The 19884-nt window shown below is 69.4% G+C and carries 21 protein-coding genes; 7 read left to right on the forward strand and 14 right to left on the reverse strand.

Annotation, left to right across the window (positions count from 1 at the left end):
- Window positions 1–235, forward strand: a 235-nt coding sequence (locus VLK66_RS23670; RefSeq protein WP_325311967.1) for an IS66 family transposase, incomplete at its 5' end; no start/stop codon positions are given.
- A gap of 207 nt (window positions 236–442) precedes the next feature.
- Here VLK66_RS23670 and VLK66_RS23675 read toward each other — a convergent pair.
- From VLK66_RS23675 to VLK66_RS23695, 5 genes are all read right to left on the reverse strand, one after another.
- On the reverse strand, window positions 443–733 hold the full coding sequence (locus VLK66_RS23675) for a hypothetical protein (protein ID WP_325311968.1): 291 nt from the start codon (window positions 731–733) through the stop codon (window positions 443–445).
- Window positions 730–1566, reverse strand: coding sequence for a hypothetical protein (locus tag VLK66_RS23680; protein WP_325311969.1), 837 nt, complete (start codon window positions 1564–1566; stop codon window positions 730–732). Before VLK66_RS23680 ends, VLK66_RS23675 begins: the two co-directional genes overlap by 4 nt.
- Before the next feature lie 194 nt (window positions 1567–1760).
- The gene (locus VLK66_RS23685) at window positions 1761–2774 is read right to left on the reverse strand and encodes a patatin-like phospholipase family protein (protein ID WP_325311970.1); all 1014 of its coding nucleotides are present in this window, start codon (window positions 2772–2774) and stop codon (window positions 1761–1763) included.
- A 146-nt stretch (window positions 2775–2920) separates the two neighbouring features.
- A complete protein-coding gene (locus VLK66_RS23690; protein ID WP_325311971.1) occupies window positions 2921–3403 on the reverse strand; it encodes an AAA family ATPase in 483 nt (160 codons plus the stop codon).
- Window positions 3404–3788: 385 nt separating this feature from the next.
- A complete protein-coding gene (locus VLK66_RS23695) occupies window positions 3789–4370 on the reverse strand; it encodes a hypothetical protein (protein WP_325311972.1) in 582 nt (193 codons plus the stop codon).
- Window positions 4371–4560: 190 nt separating this feature from the next.
- On the opposite strand from VLK66_RS23695, the gene VLK66_RS23700 reads away from it, so the two are divergent.
- Together VLK66_RS23700 and VLK66_RS23705 are read left to right on the forward strand one after the other, a co-directional pair.
- Window positions 4561–5253: an HAD family hydrolase gene (locus tag VLK66_RS23700; protein WP_325311973.1), complete on the forward strand. Its 693-nt coding sequence runs from the start codon at window positions 4561–4563 to the stop codon at window positions 5251–5253.
- 148 nt (window positions 5254–5401) lie between these two features.
- Window positions 5402–5890 carry a GNAT family N-acetyltransferase gene (locus VLK66_RS23705; protein WP_325311974.1) on the forward strand — a complete coding sequence of 163 codons (489 nt, stop codon included), beginning with the start codon at window positions 5402–5404 and terminating at the stop codon, window positions 5888–5890.
- Between the two features lie 129 nt (window positions 5891–6019).
- Here VLK66_RS23705 and pyrE read toward each other — a convergent pair whose 3' ends face one another.
- The 5 genes from pyrE to VLK66_RS23730 form a co-directional block, all read right to left on the reverse strand.
- Window positions 6020–6580, reverse strand: a complete 561-nt coding sequence (gene pyrE, locus VLK66_RS23710) for an orotate phosphoribosyltransferase (protein ID WP_325311975.1) — start codon at window positions 6578–6580, stop codon at window positions 6020–6022.
- Window positions 6577–6873: a hypothetical protein gene (locus tag VLK66_RS23715; protein ID WP_325311976.1), complete on the reverse strand. Its 297-nt coding sequence runs from the start codon at window positions 6871–6873 to the stop codon at window positions 6577–6579. The genes pyrE and VLK66_RS23715 overlap by 4 nt, the downstream gene beginning before the upstream one ends.
- 197 nt (window positions 6874–7070) lie before the next feature.
- Window positions 7071–7763, reverse strand: a complete 693-nt coding sequence (locus VLK66_RS23720) for a hypothetical protein (RefSeq protein ID WP_325311977.1) — start codon at window positions 7761–7763, stop codon at window positions 7071–7073.
- A 223-nt stretch (window positions 7764–7986) separates the two neighbouring features.
- Entirely contained in the window at window positions 7987–10443 is a 2457-nt protein-coding gene (gene lon, locus VLK66_RS23725) for an endopeptidase La (protein ID WP_325311978.1), read from the reverse strand.
- Window positions 10444–10857: a DUF1499 domain-containing protein gene (locus VLK66_RS23730; protein ID WP_325311979.1), complete on the reverse strand. Its 414-nt coding sequence runs from the start codon at window positions 10855–10857 to the stop codon at window positions 10444–10446.
- 356 nt (window positions 10858–11213) lie between these two features.
- On the opposite strand from VLK66_RS23730, the gene VLK66_RS23735 reads away from it, so the two are divergent.
- On the forward strand, window positions 11214–12206 hold the full coding sequence (locus tag VLK66_RS23735; protein WP_325311980.1) for a sugar phosphate nucleotidyltransferase: 993 nt from the start codon (window positions 11214–11216) through the stop codon (window positions 12204–12206).
- A 79-nt stretch (window positions 12207–12285) separates the two neighbouring features.
- On the opposite strand, the gene VLK66_RS23740 is transcribed toward VLK66_RS23735, so the two are convergent.
- From VLK66_RS23740 to VLK66_RS23750, 3 genes are all read right to left on the reverse strand, one after another.
- A complete protein-coding gene (locus VLK66_RS23740; protein ID WP_325311981.1) occupies window positions 12286–12588 on the reverse strand; it encodes a pinensin family lanthipeptide in 303 nt (100 codons plus the stop codon).
- Window positions 12589–13084: 496 nt separating this feature from the next.
- On the reverse strand, window positions 13085–14296 hold the full coding sequence (locus VLK66_RS23745; protein ID WP_325311982.1) for a M20/M25/M40 family metallo-hydrolase: 1212 nt from the start codon (window positions 14294–14296) through the stop codon (window positions 13085–13087).
- Between the two features lie 5 nt (window positions 14297–14301).
- Window positions 14302–14493 carry a hypothetical protein gene (locus VLK66_RS23750; protein WP_325311983.1) on the reverse strand — a complete coding sequence of 64 codons (192 nt, stop codon included), beginning with the start codon at window positions 14491–14493 and terminating at the stop codon, window positions 14302–14304.
- 300 nt (window positions 14494–14793) lie between these two features.
- Between VLK66_RS23750 and VLK66_RS23755 the strand changes: the two genes are divergently transcribed.
- Together VLK66_RS23755 and VLK66_RS23760 are read left to right on the forward strand one after the other, a co-directional pair.
- Window positions 14794–15186 carry a hypothetical protein gene (locus VLK66_RS23755; protein ID WP_325311984.1) on the forward strand — a complete coding sequence of 131 codons (393 nt, stop codon included), beginning with the start codon at window positions 14794–14796 and terminating at the stop codon, window positions 15184–15186.
- Window positions 15168–16433 carry a LeuA family protein gene (locus tag VLK66_RS23760; RefSeq protein ID WP_325311985.1) on the forward strand — a complete coding sequence of 422 codons (1266 nt, stop codon included), beginning with the start codon at window positions 15168–15170 and terminating at the stop codon, window positions 16431–16433. The genes VLK66_RS23755 and VLK66_RS23760 overlap by 19 nt, the downstream gene beginning before the upstream one ends.
- A gap of 126 nt (window positions 16434–16559) precedes the next feature.
- Here the strand turns inward: VLK66_RS23760 and glgX are convergent, their stop codons facing one another.
- A complete protein-coding gene (glgX, locus tag VLK66_RS23765; protein ID WP_325311999.1) occupies window positions 16560–18701 on the reverse strand; it encodes a glycogen debranching protein GlgX in 2142 nt (713 codons plus the stop codon).
- A 230-nt stretch (window positions 18702–18931) separates the two neighbouring features.
- Here glgX and VLK66_RS23770 point away from each other — a divergent pair, with 230 nt between their 5' ends.
- Complete coding sequence (locus VLK66_RS23770; RefSeq protein WP_325311986.1) at window positions 18932–19294, forward strand: arsenate reductase family protein; 363 nt, start codon at window positions 18932–18934, stop codon at window positions 19292–19294.
- Window positions 19295–19884 lie beyond the last annotated feature (590 nt).

Here is a 19884-nt window from a genome sequence, read left to right on the forward strand (position 1 = left end):
CGAGCCGGTCGAGCCGACCAACAACGCGGCCGAACGCGCGCTGCGGAAAGCCGTGTTGTGGAGGAAGAACAGCTTCGGCAGCCAGAGCGAAGCCGGGCTTCGCTACGCCGAGCGCATCCTCTCGATCAGCGCGACCTGCCAACAACAAGGGATTCATCCGCTCGACTTCGTCGCTCGCTCCATCGCAGCCCTGCGCGCCGGCACCCCCGCGCCCAATATCCTGCCGACCAACTGAACGGTTACGGTCGCAGCAACAACTACGGGAAGCCTCGCAAACTGCGCGAGGCTGTTCCGCTCACTCCGCGGCATCGGCGCTCACGACCGATCCCCCTTTCATCCTCCCTGGTTGCCAGGTCCGGTACGACCGGCTTCCCGCCGGGAAAGAGCGGAGGCCGCGGACGGCGATTCGTCCGCGGCCTCCCTCGCATCCGGTGCGCGCGGCTCACCAGTAGGTGATCTCGCGCACCTGCTCCCACAGCGGGCGCGGAGTGCCGCCGTCGTCGGGAACCACCCTATACCCGCGGCGCGTCCAGTTGCCGTGCGCGTCGACCTCCTCGGTCCAGCGCATCCGGCCGGCAAGCACCCGGGCACGGCCGAGCACGGGGTCGAAAACCTGCTGCGCCGCCCTCGTCCCGTCCCGGTTGAACTCCTCCCACTCCACCCGTTTCCCGCCGGCGTCGAACCGCTCCACCCTGCGCTCCGAGGCCGCTCCGCCGGCATCGTAGCGGATCATCTCCTCCGTGTGGCCGCCGTCGGGCTGGTACGTGTACACCACCTTTCCCGGTACGGGTCTGGGCGGCAGCGCGAGAAGGCGGGGATGGGCGTCGTGCGTCTCCTTCTCGCGCAGCCGCCCCTGGTCGTCGTAGCGGTACTCGACGCGCCAGCGCGGCTCGGCGTGGTCGTAGATCTCTTCCTCCAGCCTGTGCCCGGCGGCGTCGTAGCGGATGACCTGGCGCGCCTCCAGCCCCCCGTCGAAATCGTGGCTTCCAACAGCACCAGATTGCCGCGCTCGTCGTAGTCGTAGACGGTGCGGCTCTCCCTTCCGCCGTAGAAGAACCGCTGGGCGCGCACCCTGCCGGCGGCGTCGTACTCCTGCGCGGTCCGCGAGCTCTGTTCGCCGCGCGAGTCGAACTGCGTCATCAGGCGCGTCCGGCCGGCGGAGTCGTAGGCGAACTCCATGTGGGAGAGGAGTGTTCCGTTGGGGAGGATCTCGCGCTCCTCCATGCGCCGCCCCGCCTCGTCCAGCACGTACACGCGCCGCTGCGGCACGGTGGGCAGAGGCGTCCCGGGCGGGGACTCGTGGTAGGCGGTGTGGGGCCCTCCGCCGCGCGGGACCTCGTAGAACTCCCAGCCGGTGTTGCGGCCCCGCTCGTCGTAGGTGTAAACCAGCCGCGACCGCAGATCGTCAGCCCGGTACGTCAGCAGCTCCGCCCGGCGGCCGCCGCGGTCGTACGTGGTCACGATGACGACGTCGCTGCCGCCCACCGCCCCGGTGAAGGTCAGCCGGACGGAGCGCACCGGCCCTCGCAGGCTGTCCTGGACAGCCGTGGGCTCCTCGTGCGTCATGCCCGTAATCACGTTCTGGGCAGACGCAGGAGCGGAGAGAAGCACGGCGAGGATGGCGGCAAGACGGCGCATGGCCCTGGCGGAGTTACGCGGATGGTGAACGGGCCCGGACTCTCGTGGTACCGATAAGGCCGCGGTGCCGGCCGCGCCAGATTGCCGGCCGCCGCCGGCGTGGCGAGGTGGATGCCGGAAGCCTACTTGCCGCTGGCGTCCCACTGCTCCTTCGCGCACTGGAAGCCGTACTCCAGGTTCGCTTTCATGTCGTCGGGGCTGAACTTCAGCGTCTCGCCCCGCAGCGGCTTCTGCGGGCGGATGATGCGCAGCGACACCGCGCGCTTCCCCGCGAAGGGGTTCTTCACCCCGGCGTTCTGGAACGCGGGGACGATCACGTCGTCCTTCACTCCCGCCGCGCGCAGCTTTCCGACCACCGCGTTGATCCAGACGTTGGCGCTGGTGTAGAGCTGCGAGAGCTTCACGTCGCTGGCGCCCACCTCCTCGCTCAGCAGGTCGATGCTGCGCTGCAGGACGTCCACCACGTTGGGCTTGGGCTTCTCGAAGGTGGCCCGCTTCTCCAGCTGTGGCGCCAGGATGATGCAGCAGATCTCGTCCGCGCCCGCGTCGATGGCGATCTCGATCGGCACGTACTCGCGCACGCCGCCGTCCACGTAGGGGTCGGCGGGCGCACCCGGGCGCGAGTTGGGCACCGGCGGCATGTACACGGGAATGCTGGCCGACGCGTGGATGGCGTTCACCAGCTGCTCCAGCGTCTGCACCTGCACCACCACGTCGTCGCTGGGGATGGGCGTCGGCCCGGTCTGGTAGTACACCAGCTTCCCGTCGTGCAGGTCCACCGACGTCACCGCCATCCGCTTCTTCGACGCCCGCAGCGCGTCGAACACCTGCTGGGTGACGTGCGCCTCGATCCGCTTGCGCAGCGGCTTGCTGCCGTGGAACGACGGCTTCCCCTCGAGCACGCGGATGGCCAGCTCGCCGTCCAGGATGTCCTTGGTGGTGACGGTGGTGTACTCCGTCTCCAGCGCGGCGAGCGCCGCCTTCCCCTGCGCGGCGATCATCGGGGCGATCAGCGCGCCGGTGCTGGTGCCGGCCAGGATGTCGAAGTCCAGCCCCTTCTCCAGCATCAGGTACTTCAGCGCGCCCACGGCGAACGCCCCTTTCGACCCGCCGCCGCTGATCACGAGAGCTCGCATGACGTCCTCCTGGTGAAAGGGTGCCGCGGGAGGCGCGGCCGGGCAGGGAACCACGGGGGATGTTCAATTGCGGCACCTGCGGAGCAGAGCACAATGATTCCGTCGCGCTCTCCGCGTGGTTTGATGGCCTCGTCCGGAGCGTTTCGTCAGATCGGCGGCGGATCGGGCGGAGCGGGCTCGACGAGGTAGATGCCGGCCGCGGTGAGGGTGACGGTGTAGAGCGCGTCGAAGCCCTCGCTCCAGCGCGGCTCCTCCAGGCGCTTGTACGTGCCCAGCAGCCCGGGGATGGGGATGCTGGGCTTGTCGCTGCGCGCCTTGTTGCGGGCGATGGCCTCGCGCGGGGTGGCGCGGAAGAAGTAGCCGCTCACGCGGAACCCAGCCGCGCGCGCCGGCCCGATGTACCGCGCCCGGTCCGCCGCCAGCACGTTGGTGTTGTCGGCCACGAACGGCTGCCTGCCGAGGAGGCACGCCTCCAGCAGCAGCGTCTCGCGGCGGCGCGTCTTCAGCATGTCCATGTTGATGCGGACGTGCGTCTCGAAGAAGCGCTCGCGGTAGAAGGTGCTCTTTCCCGCCGCCTGCACTCCGCAGAACACCACTGCCTCCGGCCGCCACTCCTTCCGCTCCGCCATCTCCCTCCCCTCACGACTTCCACGCGCATCGCCCTCGCCCATCACCGCCCCTCGCAAGGATCGCAGCGATGGGAATCTCATTGCATCCGCGCCGCACCCAATCGACGTCATCCTGAGGCCGGCCACTCCGCAACTTCCGTCCACGCATAACGTTGCCGGCCGAAGGATCCATACTCGCCAGGCACGTGATTTTGAGTTTCGCGCCCGATTACGCCTTCATCGCTCCACGGGAAGAATGGGAAGGCGGCGATCCCGGTCTGACGTGCTGGACGGGCGATAGATCCTTCGGCCTGCAAGCCCTTGCGCCGGTTCTGGTTCCGGCGTGGCCGGCCTCAGGATGACGTCTACGGAATTACCGACGACATCACGCCGGAGGGATTCGGTCTCATCCCCTTCCGAAGACTTTCCGGGCGAGGAGCCATGCGCCGGCGATCAGGACGACGGCGGTGGAGGCGAAGATCAGCAGCCACTTCCCGCGCGTGAAGACGGCGAGCGGGCCGGCCGCCGCGTTCATCCGCGGATAGAAGCCGAGCAGGAGCGCGATGCAGAGGTTCTCCAGGTAGTCGAACACCACGGCGGCGAGGGGGATGAAGCGCAGCGCCCGGAGCGGCGCCGGCGCGTTCAGCCGCGCGAGCAGATACCCGGAGCTGAACGCCAGCGCCGCCCCGTACACCAGCGGAAAGAGCGTGTCGAGCACCAGCGTGACGATCACCGTCCCGCGCCGCCCGTCCGTCCCCAATCGCTTCGCGATGTCCACCAGCTCGCCCGGGCTCGCCAAGGGCCACGGGGCGCCGATCGACGGCGCCCCCTTCAGGCCCAGCAGCCGCCGCGCGGCGATGAACAGCCCCACGAAAACGAGCACCAGCGCCAGCGCGATCAGCGCGTTCCTCCCCGTCGCCCAGCGGTCGAGCGCGACCGTCCCGCCCGGAACGCCGCCGCCCGCCGGCATCGCCTGCTGTGCCGCCATGATCCCCATCTCCCTGAACGGTGTGACATGATTGGCAGATCCGCGTCAAACTCCCGTGGAGAAGATCGGGAAGAGGGGAGACGGAGCACAACGATTTCGTCGTGCGGGTGACAGACGGGCGGCGAGGTGCTATACGAAGATGCGGAGCGCGCCCCGCTCCGCCGTTACGAGCCACGAGTTCTGGAGACGTATGCGCCGGCTGGTCCTGTTCGACATCGACGGCACCCTGCTTTCCGCCGGCGGCGCGGGGAAGCGGGCCGTCCATCGCGCGCTGATGGAGGTGTTCGGCACCGTCGGGCACATCCCCGGCTACTCGTTCGCGGGGCGCACCGACCCCGAGATCGTGCGCGACCTGCTGCGCTCCGCCGACATCCCCGACCGGGAGATCGACGCCGCGCTCCCGGCGCTCTGGTTCCGCTACGTGGAGAACCTGCACCGCGAGATCCACGACGCCCGCGTGGACCCGCTCCCGGGCGTGGCGGCGCTGCTGGAGCGCATCGAGCACCATCACCCGGAGATGGTGCTGGGCGTGCTGACCGGCAACATCCGCGAGGGCGCGCGCATCAAGGTGGACGCGGCGCGGCTGGGGTTCCGGCGCTTCCGCGTGGGCGCGTTCGGGAGCGACCACGCGCTCCGCCGCGAGCTCCCCGCCATCGCGGTGGAGCGGGCGCGGGTGCTGAACGGCGTGGGCTATTCGGGGAAGGAGATCGTGATCATCGGCGACACGCCCAGGGACGTGGAGTGCGGCGAGCACCTGGGCGTGCGCACCATCGCCGTAGCCACCGGCCACCACCCGCTCGACGAGCTGGCCGGGACCGGCGCCGACCACGTGTTCGCGGACCTGGGCGACGTGGAGAAGGTGTGGGAGGCGATCACGGGGTGAGGGTGCGGCGCGGATCACACGCCAATGGTGAGATCGCACCGGAAATCCCGCACGCGCGAAGGGCGGCTGAAGCCGCAGCTACAACAACGGAAAGCCTCGCAAACTGCGCGAGGCTTCAACCGCACACCGCGCCCTGTTTTCCTGATCGATGAACGACGCTGACACGATCACCATCCGCCGCGCCTCGGTCGATGACGCGGTGGTGCTGGCGCGGCACCGGGCGGAGATGTTCCGCGACATGGGCGATCTTCCGGACGAGCTGTACCCCCAGTTGGTGGAGGCGACGCGGGCGTGGATGGAGCGCGGCATTCCGGCGGGCGAGTACGTGGCGTGGCTGGCGTCGCCCGCGGGCTCGGACGAGGTAGTGGCGGGCGCGGGGGTGCATCTGCGCACCATCATCCCCCGGCCGCGGGACAGGCGCGAGATCGAGACGGGGCCGCAGGGGCTGATCGTGAACGTCTTCACCGAGCGCGCGTGGCGCCGCCGCGGCGTCGCCGAGCGGCTGATGCGCGAGCTGCTGGCGTGGACGCGCGAGAACGGCATCCCCCGCCCGATCCTCCACGCCTCGCGCGAGGGCCGGCCGCTGTACGAGCGACTCGGGTTCGAAGCGTCGAACGAGATGAAGTTCAGAGGATAGTACGAAAGTACGAGGAGTACGGAAGTACGAAAAAGACGAAGCCCCGCGCCGGGAGTGGCGTGGGGCTTCGCGGTTGATGCCATTGCAGTTGCGTACTCTCGTACTTCCGTACTTTCGTACTTCTTTTCCTCACTCCATCGCGGAAAGAAGCTCCGAGACGCGGACCAGCGTCAGCACCCGGTATCCCGCCTGCTCGATCGCCTCGCGGCCGCCTTCCTCGCGGTCGACCAGCGCGAGCACGGCGAGGACGGTGCCGCCCTCGGACTCGACGGCCTGGATGGCCTTCAGCGCGCTGCCGCCGGTGGTGACGGTGTCCTCGATCACCACCACCTCGTCGCCCGCGGCGAAGCAGCCTTCCACGCGCTTGCCGGTGCCGTGCGTCTTCGGCTCCTTGCGCACGGTGAAGGCGTTCACGGGGTCGCCCGCGATCCACGACGCGTGGGCGATGGCGTAGGCGACCGGGTCCGCGCCCAGCGTCAGCCCGCCCACCGTGGCGGGGCGCAGCCCGGCGTCGCGGATGGCGGCGAGGCCCAGGCGCCCGACCACGGCCTGGCCTTCGGCGTGGGTGGTGGTGGTGCGCGCGTCCACGTAGTAGCGGCTGCGCGCGCCGGACGAGAGCACGAAGTCGCCCACGCGGAAGGAGCGCTCCAGCAGCAGGGCGATCAGCCGCTCGCGGTCGGTGGCGCTCACGGGGCCTCCCGGTTGGGCGCGGCGATCTCCACCCACTCCTCCAGCGTGTTGGGCGCGGGGTAGGGCAGGTTGAACTCCGCGTGCAGGTTGCGGATGGCGTCCAGGACGCCCGGGTCGTCGCGGATGTCGCTCTCCGGGCCGAACTCCAGGAACTCAAGGAACACGCCGGGCGTATCGCCGCTCACGAAGTGCCAGGCGTGCGCGCCCCGCAGCGTGGCGGCGGCGTGCAGCTCGGCCCACGCCTGCGCGTACTCCCCGCGCCGGTGCTGGGGAACGAAGCGCCGGATGCTCACGAGGCGGCGTTCGCCGGTTTTTATATCCATCGAAAGATATTCCTAAGTCCTAAGTCCTGAGTCCCAAGTCCTAAGTGAACAAGTGCTGAGTGCTGAGTGCTGAGTGCTGAGTGCTGAGTGCTGAGTGCTGAGTGCTGAGTGCTGAGTGCCGACGTAATCCACTTAGCACTTAGGACTCAGGACTTAGGACTTCTTTTCTACGGAATCTTCGGCCCCTTCGACCGGCGGCGGAGCAGCTGGCCGACCACCGCGGCCCCGACTCGCCCGAGCCCCGACGGGCGCAAGCGCCTTGCGATTCGCTGCGGCGCGCGGATCAGCGGCTCGGCCTCGGCGGCGGAGAGCCTGCGGTGCTCCACCGCCAGCACCAGCCGGTCCAGGTCGTCGCGCAGCATGGTGCGCGCGTCGGTGCGGCGCGCGGCGATCATGCGCTCGCCGGCGTCGCGGGCGGCGCGGGCCAGCTCGCGGGCGCGGATGCAGGCGCGCGGGTCCGCCTCGCCGCCGCCGGTGCGCACCGCGCGGGGATACTCGTACGCCAGCTCGTCCAGCATCCCGTCGAGCACCACGGCCCAGGTGCTGGCATCGTCCAGGTCGCGCGGCTCCATCGCCCGGTCGATGAGCTTGTCCACCGCGCGCTTGAAGCGGACGGCGGCCTCCACCACGCCCTCGTCGTCTTCCGGCAGCTCGGCCAGGAAGTCCACCAGCGCGTCGTAGATGCGCGCCGCCGCCACCTCGTCCAGCCGGTCGATCTCGTCCAGCAGGTCGCTGACGCGCGCCACCAGCGCCTCGCGGTAGCGGTCCATCGAGGCCGGATGGTGCTGCAGCCAGTAGCCCACCTCCGCGTCGATCAGCGTCTCGAGGGTGACCAGCTTGGCGAAGGTGTCGGCCCTCATGCGTTTTGACGCGGGTGCGGCGCTCGTGTCCGGCGGACGGGGGAGGAAAGGTCTCGGCGCGGCGAACGGCCGTCAAGGCGGGTGCGAAAGTGCGAGGGTGCGAAAGTACGAAAGTGCGTGAGTGCGGAAGTGCGGAAGTGCGTGAGTGCGCCTCCCGCTGGCGCCCGGCCCGCGCGAAGTCCGATTCACTCGCCGTTCCATCCGGCGATTGCGGCCGATCTCCCTACTTTTCGCTCGCCGCCTGGCGGTCCTGCTCGGCGGGGCGGGGGATGTCGACGCCTTCGCTGGCCGGCGGCGGGGGCGCGGGGCCGTCGCGCACCACGCGCGGCTCGCCCATCAGCGCGAGCTGGAAGATCTGGTCCATCCGCTCCACGTAGTCGAAGGTCATCCCCTCGCGCACGTCCTCGGGCACGTCGCGCAGGTCGCGCTTGTTCCCCGAGGGCAGGATCACGTGGGTGATGTTGGCGCGGTAGGCGGCCAGCACCTTCTCCTTCACCCCGCCGATCTCCAGGATCTTCCCGCGCAGCGTGACCTCGCCCGTCATGGCGATGTCGTGCCGCACCGGCCGCTCCGACAGCGAGCTGGCGATGGCCAGCGTGACCGCCGCGCCGGCCGACGGGCCGTCCTTGGGCGTGGCGCCCACGGGGAAGTGCACGTGGATGTCGTAGTCGGCGAAGGCGTCGCGGGGGATGCCGAGCTCGGCCGCGCGCGAGCGCACGTAGCTGAACGCGGCGTTCACCGACTCGCGCATCACGTCGCCCAGCAGCCCGGTGATGATCAGGCGGCCGGTCCCCGGCATCTTCAGCGCCTCGATGAACATCAGCTCACCGCCCGACGCGGTCCACGCCAGCCCCGTCACCACGCCCACCTCGGGCGCCACCTCGGCCGGCGTGGGGTTGTAGCGCGGGTAGCCGAGAACTTCCTCGATCGTCTCCCGCGTCACCGCCCACTGCTCGCCCTTGCCGGCCGCCTTGTCCGCGGCCAGGTAGCGCATCACCGCGGCGAGCGAGCGGCGCAGGTTCCCCACGCCGGCGTCGCGCGCGTAGCCGCGGGAGAGGAAGAGCAGCGTCTCGTCGTCGATCGTCACCTTCGCCGGGTCCAGCCCGTGCTCGGCCACGATGCGCGGGAACAGCCACTCGCGCGCGATCTCGATCTTCTCCTCGGGCGTGTACCCGGCGATGCGGATCTCGATGAAGTAGTTGCGCAGGTCGCGCGGGATCCGCCCGAAGTCCGCCGCCGAGGCCACGAAGAAGACGTCGGAGAGGTCGAAGGGCACGTCCAGCCAGCGGTCGGTGAAGGTGTCGCGGTTCTCGGGGTCGAGCGTTTCCTCCATCGCCTCGACCGGGTCGCCGTCCACGTTCCCCAGCCCGATCTCGTCCAGCTCCTCCAGCAGGAACACGGGGTCGCGCACGCCCGCGTCGCGGATCAGCTGCATCAGCTTGCCCATCTGCGCGCCGCTGCGGCCGCGCTTGCTGCCCACCAGCTGCGCCTCGCTGCGCCCGCCCAGCTCCAGCCGGACGACGGGGCGGTTGAGTCCCTTGGCGATGGCCTGCGCCAGCGTGCGCTTGCCCACCCCCGGCGGCCCCACCAGGCAGGGGATGGGCCCGCGCAGGTCGCCGCGCAGCTCCGCCACGGCGATCACCTCCAGGAGGCGCCGCTTGGGCTCTTCCAGCCCGAGGTGCTCGTTCTCGATGGCGGTGCGCACCGCCTCCAGGTCGAACTTCCCGCCGTCGGCCCGGCGCTGCCAGGGGAGCGCCACCAGCGCGTCGATGTAGGCGCGGATCTCCTGCGCCTCGGTGGCCGTGGTGGAGTTGGAGCGCAGCCGCTCGGCCTCGCGGCGGGCCACGGCGGCCACGCGCGGCGGGAGCTGCGAGCGCTCCACCAGGCGCAGCGCCTCGTTGGCCTCGCGCTCCACGGGGTCGACTTCTCCCAGCTCGGCCTGCAGCGCCTGGATGCGGCGGCGGATCTCGTCGCGCCGCTCGCGCCCGCCGGCGGGGAGCGGGCCGGTGCCCGCCTCCTCGGCGCCGGTGGCGTGCTCCACCTCGCGCAGGTGCTCCCACTCGCCCTCCAGCGAGTGGAGCACGAACTTCAGCCGGGCCAGCACGTCCAGCTCCTGCAGCACCGCGTCGCGGTCGGGAAGCTTCAGGTTGCAGAGCGTGGCGGCCAGGTCGGCGAAGCGCCCGGCGTCGCCCAGGTTCATGCGCAGGATGCGCGGCACCTCGTCGGGGACGCGCTCCACCGCGTTGGCCACGGCGCTGACGGTCGCGACGATCTTCTCGATCAGCGGGTCGGCCTCTTCCGCGGGGGCGGGCACCTCATCCACCTCGTGCGGGGTGGCGGAGTAGTAGCCGTCCTCCAGCCGCACCTGGGTGAGGCGGATGCGGCGCAGCCCCTGGAGCGTGGTCTGGATCGTCCCGCCGGGAAGGTTCAGCCGGTCCAGCACGCGCACGGCGGTGGCGATCTTCTCCAGCTCGCGCGGGTCCAGCGGAAAACCGTCGTCCATGGTGGAGACCATGGCGACGATCAGGTCGTTCTCGGGGTGCTTGCTGAGCGCCTCGACATTGGGGGCAAAGCCGATCTGCAGCGCCGTGGCCCCGCCGGGGAACACGATGGTGCTGCGGATGGGGAGGACCGGGATGCGGTCCGGAAGACTCTGCCGGGACGCTTTCGACGACGCCATCTACTTGCCGCTGCTTGTTTTACGTGATTCGCCGCGCCCCGCGGGGCGGCGCAGGTGGCGGTCGAGCGCGTGCAAGAAGCGGGCAATCCGCCGCGCGTTCACGCCGAAGTCGGCGCTCCCGACCCGCGACTGTGACACGACGTCCACGCGCGTCATCCCGTCACCGTCCAGCGACAGGCGGATGATGATATCGTCGGTGAAGCGCCAGAGCGCGGTGCGCGCCTCGGCCACGATCTCGCCCCGCCTGGGGTTGGCCTCGGTGACGGTCCACCGCGAGCGCTTCCGCGCCGTCTCGACCGCCGCCTCCCACACCGCGCTGAACGGCACGGCGTACTCGCGCCCCCGCAGCCGCCGGTCGGGCGACTCGGGATCGGTCCAGGCCCGGTTGCTGGAAAGCGCGCGGATCAGCCCCATGCTCGGCGGGTGCGGGTGCGGTGCGGCGTGGAAGGGCGCCAATCTATCCGCCGCCCCGCCCCCGCGCGAGCACCGCCTCCCCCGCGTCCCCGCCGCGAGGCGTGGAGGTGAGACGGATGGGTTTCTCACACAGAGACACGGAGACGCGGAGGCCCGGAGATCCCGGCGCAACAAGCGCAGGTGTTCGCATCTCCATTCCGATCACGATCCCGACGCACTCCCGCACTCCGCACTTTCGCACTTTCGCACTTTCCCACCCGTCCACATCTTCCCGCCGCCGCTCCCCGGCCGGTACGGAACCTGCCCGGTCCCCGGCGTCCGCATCATCCATCGTCCCATCGCATCCGGAGCCCCACGTGATCGTCGTGATGCCGGTGGCGGGGAAGGGCACGCGCCTTCGCCCGCACACGCACGTTACGCCCAAGCCGCTGCTGAAGGTGGGCGACAAGCCCGTCCTTTCCTACATCCTGGACGACCTCCGCCAGCTGGGGGTGCACGAGGCGGTGCTCATCACCGGGCACCTGAAGGAGAAGGTCGAAGAGTATATGGGCGCCGAGTACCCCGACTTCCACGCCGAGTACGTGGAGCAGGTGGAGCAGAAGGGCACCGCCGACGCCATTCGCCTGGCCGAGCCGTTCGTGCACGAGGACCTGCTCATCATCTTCGTCGACACTTTGTTCGACGCGGACCTGACGGTGGTGAACCGGCTGCCCGACGACGTGGCGGGGGTGATCTGGGCCAAGGAGGTGGAGGACTACCAGCGCTTCGGCGTGATCCAGACCGACGAGCGCGGCTGCATGCAGCGGATCTTCGAGAAGCCGAAGGAGCCCGTCTCGAAGCTGGCCAACATCGGCCTGTACTACATCCGCGACTGGAAGCTGCTGTTCGAGGGGATCCGCCACACCATGCAGCAGCCCACCGGCCCCGGCGGCGAGTACTTCCTGACCGACGCCTTCCAGTACATGGTGGACCACGGCGGCAGGCTGCAGGTGGAAGAGGTGAAGGGGTGGTACGACGCGGGGAAGCCGGAAACGCTGCTGGAAACCAACCTGCACGTGCTTTCCACCACGCGCGGCAAGAGCCCCCCGGCGAAGGAGGGCGTGACGGTGCACGAGCCCGTGCACGTGGCCGACGGTGTGACGCTGGAGGATTGCGAGATCGGCCCGAACGTCACCATCAGCTCGGGGAGCACGGTGCGGCGCTCGAAGCTGCGCGACTGCATCGTCGGCGCGAACGCCGAGATCGACGGCTGCGACCTGCACGACTCGCTGATCGGCAACGACGTGAAGGTGCGCGGCGTATCCGGACAGGTAGACCTGGGCGACCACTCCGTCGTCGCGCCGGAGTAGCCGGTGTAGGCGGGAAGGCAATCGGGCCCCTCCGCCTGGGTGGCGGAGGGGCCCGGTTCGCGTGGCCGGACGGCGGAGCTCAGCGGCAGGCGAACTTGCAGGAGTTCACCTCGCCGGCCGTGGGGTAGCACGGGTTCACCGTCAGCGAGCAGGTGTTGATGCACGAGTAGTTCCAGCACGAGCCGTCGGTGACGCAGTAGTACGTGCCGCACACGCCGTCGCAGCTGTCCCAGCAGGTCTGCTGCCCGTTGCAGGTGCCGCCCTCGCAGGTGTTCCACTCCGTCGCCACGTGGCCGCGCACGGTCCCGCGCTCCTTCTCCTCCACGTGGGTCTCGAACGACGTCACCCGCAGGTCGTCCACGTCGAGCTTCATCTTGCGCATCGTGGTTCTCCCGGTCCGCACGTTCAGCCGCGCCGGTGTGGCGCGGCCGGGCGCGTTCCCGCGCCAAAGTGGAACGCGGAGGGACGATGGATGCTGGCGGAGATGGGACCGGCGGTGCCGTGCGCGTGTGGAACGCGGCGGGGGAGGGACGGGACGGAACCGGGGATGTCGATCCTGAGTCGTCCCCGCGCTGCGCGCGTCCAGGGAGGAGGAAAGGAAGAGCGCCGATGCCGCGGAGCGAGCGGATCAGCCTCGCGCGGTTTGCGAGGCTTCCCGTAGTTGTTGCTGCGACTTCAGTCGCCGGTGATCGGGCTGCGCGGAACCTTCTTTTCAGCGCCGGTAGACGACCACCGCCGCCCATCACAGCAGAAAGTCGAGGATGGGAGCAGGACTTTCTTAGGAGCGCCTGTAGACGACCACCGCCGCCCATCACAGCAGAAAGTCGAGGACGGGAGCAGGACTTTCTCAGGAGATCGCGGAGCCGCGGATTGCGCCTCTACGCCTCCACGCCCGCGGCGGCCAGGATGATGAGCAGCGCGCGCTCCACGCCCAGCGCGCCGTTCTCGTTGCTGTACCACTCGTCGGTGGTGTGGATGCCGCCCGAGTCGCCGCCCACGCCGATGGCGATGGAGGGGATGCCCAGCGCCATGGGTACGTTGGCGTCGGTCGACGAGCCCACCAGCTCCGGCTTCTGTCCCAGGCCGTAGGTGATGGCCGACGCGGCCTGCACCAGCGGCTCGCGCGGCTGTGTCTGCCCGCTGGGGCGGTCGCCGATGACGGCGACGGCGGAGGTGAGCGGCTCGGTGTTCTTGTGCCGCCCCGCGTTCTCGCGCTCCACCACGCGGGCCAGCACCGCGCGCACGCTCTCCTCCAGCCGCGGGAGCACGCCGGGCGCCTCGCTGCGCATGTCCAGCTCCATCCATGCGCCGCCGGGGATGGCGTTGATGCTGGTGCCGCCGCCGATCCGCGCCACGGTGAGCGCCGTGCGCGTGGGCTCCGGCAGCGCCAGCGCCGCGATCTCCGCCGCCGCCGCACCCAGGGCGACGATGGGGTTCGCCGCGCCGCGGTCCGCCCACGAGTGCCCGCCCGGGCCGGCCACCTCCACGCGCAGCCGCCGCGAGCCGATGGCGCGGTGCACGATGCGGCGCAGCCCCGACCCGTCCAGCGCGATGAAGCCGGCCGCCTGGCGCAGCTCGCCGCCCTCGCCGAACAGGTGCTTCACCCCGCGCAGGTCGCCGGCGCCCTCCTCGCCCACGGTGCCGACGAACACCACCGGGCGCTTCGGCCGCACCCCGGCGCGCGCCAGCACCCGGGCCACGGCCAGCATTCCCGCCAGCCCGCGCGCGTTGTCGGTGATGCCGGGAACGTAGATGCGCCCGTTCTCGCGCCGCGGCGTGAGGTCCGTGCCCGCCGCGAACACGGTGTCCAGATGCGCCGCGACGACGATGGGGCGCGGATCGCCGTTGGCGCCGGGGATGGAGCCGATGACGTTTCCCTCGCCGTCGCGCCGCACCCCGGCCAGGCCGATCTCGCGGAAGCGCTCCGCCAGCCGGGCGCCGCGCGTCTCCTCGCCGAACGGCGGCGAGGGGATGACGACCAGCTCCAGCTGGTCGTTCAGCGTGTCGGCGTCGGTCTGGTGGGCGAGCGCGCGGACGGGCCTGAGGCGAGCGTCGGAAAGCAGGGGCGGGACCGCCGGCGTCGAAGGCATCGGGATCAATGGAGGAGAATGGACGGCCGGAAGATGCCGAGCGGCGGAGATGGTGTCAACGCGGTCTCGACCCATTCGCCGGGCCGGGAGGATACCTCGATCAATCCGGAACAGGAGGATCTCTCCGGCCAGTTCGGAAAGAGTTCGAGCAGAACATCCTCAAGATCATCGACGACATCGAGGAGCGCCGTTGCCATTACTTACATTACGAAGAGAAATCCCCTTCAATTCACAGGATTCTGCATCAAACTCCTGCCGCATGGCCGCACGACGGCTGCGGCGAGGTAAGTTATATGTTCACAAGTACTTGAAGATCATCGCTGCCGGTTGCGTCCTTGAGAGTCGATGGTAACACCGACAGTCTCCTCTCGTTATGATTCTCGTAAGCCGCACGGTGCGGCGCCGTCCCCGGGTATCGGGTGCGGGGTATCAATACGAGCGCGCGGATTCGCCGCGCTGCCCCGCCTCGACACGCGTCACCTCGAACCGCCATTCCGATGCCGGATTCCGCCCGCGAGAATCCCCAACCGTGCCCGGAACTCGAGATCGGCCCCCGGAGCCTGCGCCTGCGTGGCAGGGCGACCCGGCTTCACGTTGCGATCGCGAGCGCCATCGTGTCCGTCACCATGCTCCCCGTGATCCTGGACAGGTTCGCCGGGCACGCGGCGGTCCAGCTGCTCGTGCTGATGACCGTCGTCGGCTTCAATGGCTTCGTCGTGCACCGCTGCATCCCCAGCCCCCCAAGGCCCAATCCGCGCGGCACGTTTCGTTCAGTCGAACGTTCTGCTAAGATTCCGCCAGTGAACAGTGAGCCGCGCTCGACCGCGCGCCGCGCTTCTGTCGCCCACCGCGCCACGCCCGCAGAGGACCGATGCAGGAAAGCGAGCTGATCCACGACTGGAACTGCGTTGAAGGCTGCTTCGACTACTCCACCCGCCGCGGCGTGCAGCTGAACGACGAAACGCTGCGCGACGGGCTGCAGTCCCCGTCGGTGACCGATCCCACGATCGACGAGAAGATCCGGCTGCTACACCTGATGAGCGAGCTCGGCATCGCCTCGGCCGACATCGGCCTTCCGGGCGCCGGCCCGCGCGCCGTGCGCGACGTGGAGGCGCTCGCGCGCGAGATCGCCGACCACCGCCTTCCCATCGCGCCCAACTGCGCCGCGCGGACGGTGCGCGCCGACATACAGCCCATCATCGACATCTCCCAGCGGGTGGGGATGGCCATCGAGGCGGCGACCTTCATCGGCAGCTCGCCCATCCGCCAGTACGCCGAGGACTGGACGCTGGAGCGGATGCTGCGCGCCACCGACGACGCCGTCTGCTTCGCGGTGCAGAACGGGCTGCCGGTGATGTACGTGACCGAGGACACCACGCGCGCCCGCCCCGAGGTGCTGAAGAAGCTGTACCAGACCGCCATCGAGTGCGGCGCGCGGCGCATCTGCCTGGCCGACACGGTGGGGCACGCCACGCCGCACGGCGTGCGGCAGCTGGTGCGCTTCGTCCGCCAGGAGGTGGTGGAGCCCAGCGGCGAGGACGTGAAGATCGACTGGCACGGCCACCGCGACCGCGGCCTGGCCATCCCCAACTGCCTGGCCGCCATCGAGGAGGGCGCGCACCGCATCCACGGCACCGCGCTGGGGATCGGCGAGCGCTGCGGCAACGCGGAGATGGATCTTCTCCTCGTCAATCTGAAGCTCCTCGGGCTGCACGACTGGGACCTGTCGAAGCTGAGCGAGTACGTGCAGCTGGCGGCCGACGCCTGCCGCGTTCCGGTGGCGTACAACTGGCCCGTCTTCGGCGAGGATGCGTTCCGAACGGGGACGGGCGTGCACGCGGCGGCGATCGTGAAGGCCGAGGCGAAGGGCGATGCGTGGCTGGCGGACCGCATCTACTCCGGCGTGCCGGCCGGCTGGTTCGGGCTCAGCCAGAAGATCGAGATCTCGCCGATGAGCGGCATCTCCAACGTGCGCTACTGGCTGAACGCGCACGGGATGGACGGCGCGGACGAGGGCCTTGCGAACCACGTGTTCGACGCGGCCAAGAAGTGCGACCACACCTTCACCGACGCCGAGGTGCTGGCGCTCTGCTCGCAGTACCACGCGGTGAGCCAGCCCGCCGCCGCGGTGGCGTAGCGGCCGTCCATCTGGATCGGGAGCGTGGAGTCGCGACTCTGCGTCTCCTCCATATCGCTGGATCTCACGCGGAGACGCGGAGACGCGGAGGTGCATGTCGAGCCACCTCCGCGTCTCCGCGTGAGATCAGTCCGTCCCCCCGTCGTCAGGAACGTGGCGGAGGACGAGCATGGAGCGGCCGGGGAGCTCGACGGCGGCGCCGGGGTCGTGCAATCCCTCGGGCTGCGCGGCGGCGGGGCGGCTGGTGTCGAGCACCGGCTCCCAGCGCGCGGGGGTCGGCGTGCCGGGGAGCACGAACGTCACCGTCTCGGGCGCGGCGTTGAAGAGGAGGAGGAACGAGTCGTCGAACACGCGCTCGCCCTCGTCGTCCCACTCCATCATCGCGTCGCCGCCGAGGAGCATCCCGAAGCTGCGGACGAAGTGCGTCCCCCAGTCCGCGTCGCCCATCTCCTCGCCGTCCGGCCGCAGCCAGCGCACGTCCTTCAGCTCCGAGCCGCGGATCTTCTGCCCCTGGAAGAACTTGCGCCGCCGGAAGATGGGGTGCTCGCGCCGCAGCCGGGCGACCCGGCGGGTGAACTCCAGCAGGTCGCGGCGCGCGTCGTCCAGCTCCCAGTCCAGCCACGAGATCTCGTTGTCCTGGCAGTAGGCGTTGTTGTTGCCGCCCTGCGTCCGGCCGATCTCGTCGCCGCCCAGGATCATCGGCACGCCCTGCGACAGGAGAAGCGTCGCAAGGAAGTTCCGCTTCTGCTTCTCGCGCTGGGCGGCGATCCCGGGATCGTCCGTCGGTCCTTCGATCCCGAAGTTGAGCGAGCGGTTGTGCTGCTCGCCGTCGCCGTTGTTCTCGCCGTTCGCCTCGTTGTGCTTCTCCTCGTAGCTCACCAGGTCGTTCAGCGTGAAGCCGTCGTGCGCGGTCACGAAGTTGATGCTCGCGTACGCCTTGCGCCCGTCGTCGCCGTACAGGTCGCTGGAGCCGGTGAGCCGGTAGGCCAGCTCGTCCACGCTGCCCGCGTCGCCGCGCCAGTAGGTGCGCACGTCGTCGCGGTACCTGCCGTTCCACTCGGTCCACAGCACGGGGAAGTTCCCCACCTGGTACTCGCCGATGTCCCACGGCTCGGCGATCAGCTTCACCTCGCTGAGCACCGGGTCCTGGTGGATGACGTCGAAGAACGACGACAGCCGGTCCATCCCGTGCTCCTCGCGCGCCAGCGTGGCCGCCAGGTCGAAGCGGAACCCGTCGACGTGCATCTCCTGCACCCAGTAGCGAAGCGAGTCGTTCACCAGCTTCAGCACCTGGGGATGGCGGGTGTCGAGCGAGTTGCCCGTGCCCGTGTAGTCCATGTAGTACCGCGGCTCGTCGTCCTTCAGCCGGTAGTACGTGGGGTTGTCGATCCCCTTGAAGGAGAGGGTGGGGCCGAGGTGGTTCCCCTCCGCGGTGTGGTTGTAGACGACGTCGAGGATCACCTCCAGCCCCGCGCGGTGCAGCGCCTTCACCATGTCGCGGAACTCGCGCACCTGCCCGCCGCGGTCACCGCTCCCCGAGTAGCGCGCGTCGGGGGAGAAGAAGTTCAGCGTGTTGTATCCCCAGTAGTTGCGCAGTCCCCGCTCCAGCAGCTGGCTGTCGTCCACGAAGTCGTGCACGGGAAGGAGCTCCACCGCGGTCACGCCGATGGACTTCAGGTGCTCGACCACGGCCGGGTGCGCCACGCCCGCGTAGGTGCCGCGCAGCTCCGGCGGCACGTCCGGATGCCGCATCGTCAGCCCCCTCACGTGAGCCTCGTAGATGACGGTGCGGTACCACGGCGTGCGCAGCGGGCGGTCGCCCTCCCAGTCGTATGCCGGGTCGACGACGACGCCCTTGGGCATCCCGGCGGCGCTGTCGCCCTCGTCGCGGCCGGCCAGGTCGCCGTCGGGGTTGCCGAGCGGGTAGCCGAAGACGGGATGCTTCCAGTCCACGTTGCCGGCCACGGCGCGGGCGTACGGGTCCAGCAGCAGCTTGAAGGGGTTGAAGCGCAGGCCGTGCTGCGGCTCGTAAGGCCCGTCGAGCCGGAAGCCGTACAGCTGCCCCGGGCCCAGCCCGCGCACGTAGCCGTGCCAGACGTGCGCGGTCACCTCGCGCAGACGCAGGCGGGCGGTCTCCCGCGCGGGGTTTTCGGCGTCGAAGAGGCAGACCTCCACGGCGGTGGCGTGCTCCGAGAACACGGCGAAGTTCACGCCCTCGCCATCCCACGTCGCGCCGAGGGGAGAGCGCCTCCCCGGCAGCACCTTCATCTCCACGATGTTCTCTTCTGGTTGGGGCGGGTGAGTCCTGTCCGGGCCGCGCCCCAAGCAATCACCGGGCCGGTGAACCAGCACAAGCGAACCGGCATCGCCGCCGTCCACGCGTCTCTGGCGAAGATGGCTCCGGTGGATTCCGCCACTCGTGCGGCCACCCTCCCCGACGCTAAAATGAACGCGCCGCACCGGACGGTGCGGCGCGAACCGCAACTGGGACTTCTCCGATGACCACCGGCGTGAATGTCGATGTCTACTGGCTGCCGTACTGCACCACCTGCCAGAAGGCGGCCGCGTACCTGGAGCAGAAGGGCGTCTCCATCCGCGGCTACCGCAACCTGAAGGAAGAGCCGCTATCGGAAGACGAGGTGCGCGCGCTGGCCGCGAAGGTCGGCGGCGTGGAGAAGCTGTTCTCGAAGCGCGCGATGAAGTACCGCCAGATGGGACTGCACGAGCGCGAGGTCGCGGAGGACGAGATGGTGCGGCTGATGGCGCAGGAGTACACCTTCGTCACCCGCCCCGTCATCGCCCGCGGCGGTCGCGCGACGGCGGGGTTCTCGGCGAAGCGGCTGGACGAGTTGGTGGGGTGAAGCACCGGGTGTATTCGGGAACCCGTGAATCGTTGGCGTTGACGACGACAGGAGATACGATCCAAGTCGGGTTCATCCCAATTTCGCCGAGCTCCATTCCGGTTGAGCGGTTCAGAACAGTTTCGAGTCATCGAGTCACACAGAGGAATAGAGGATCGGATCGAAGGCGCGATGACGTTCTCCATGTCTCCGGTTCTCTGTGTGCCGATCAAAGCCGTTGTGGATCGAGTTCTGACCGGAATCCATTCACCGTACTTGACAATGTTTGTGCGCAACGACTTCCTTGCCAGGAAGCGCTGGTGAGGTTGCTCGGTGAGCACCCGCAGTGGAGCACATCAAATTGAACGTGCCTAAATTCCGCTTCTCAAGCGCCGGAACTTCCCACCGATCCCCCATCCGACAGAAATGAGCAGCAATCATTCCGTCGTGTTCCGCTCCGAAATCCGCCGATCAGGATCACTCCTGGCCAGATATGGATTATTGCTGACGTTGAGCGCTTGCGGCTGGAGCAGCGCCGATCCACTCATTCTCACCCTGCAGCGATCACCTGATGGGGGTAGAATCTGGAGTGTCGCGGAGACCGAAGCGGG

The sequence above is a fragment of the Longimicrobium sp. genome (genome assembly GCF_035474595.1).
Taxonomy (GTDB): domain Bacteria; phylum Gemmatimonadota; class Gemmatimonadetes; order Longimicrobiales; family Longimicrobiaceae; genus Longimicrobium.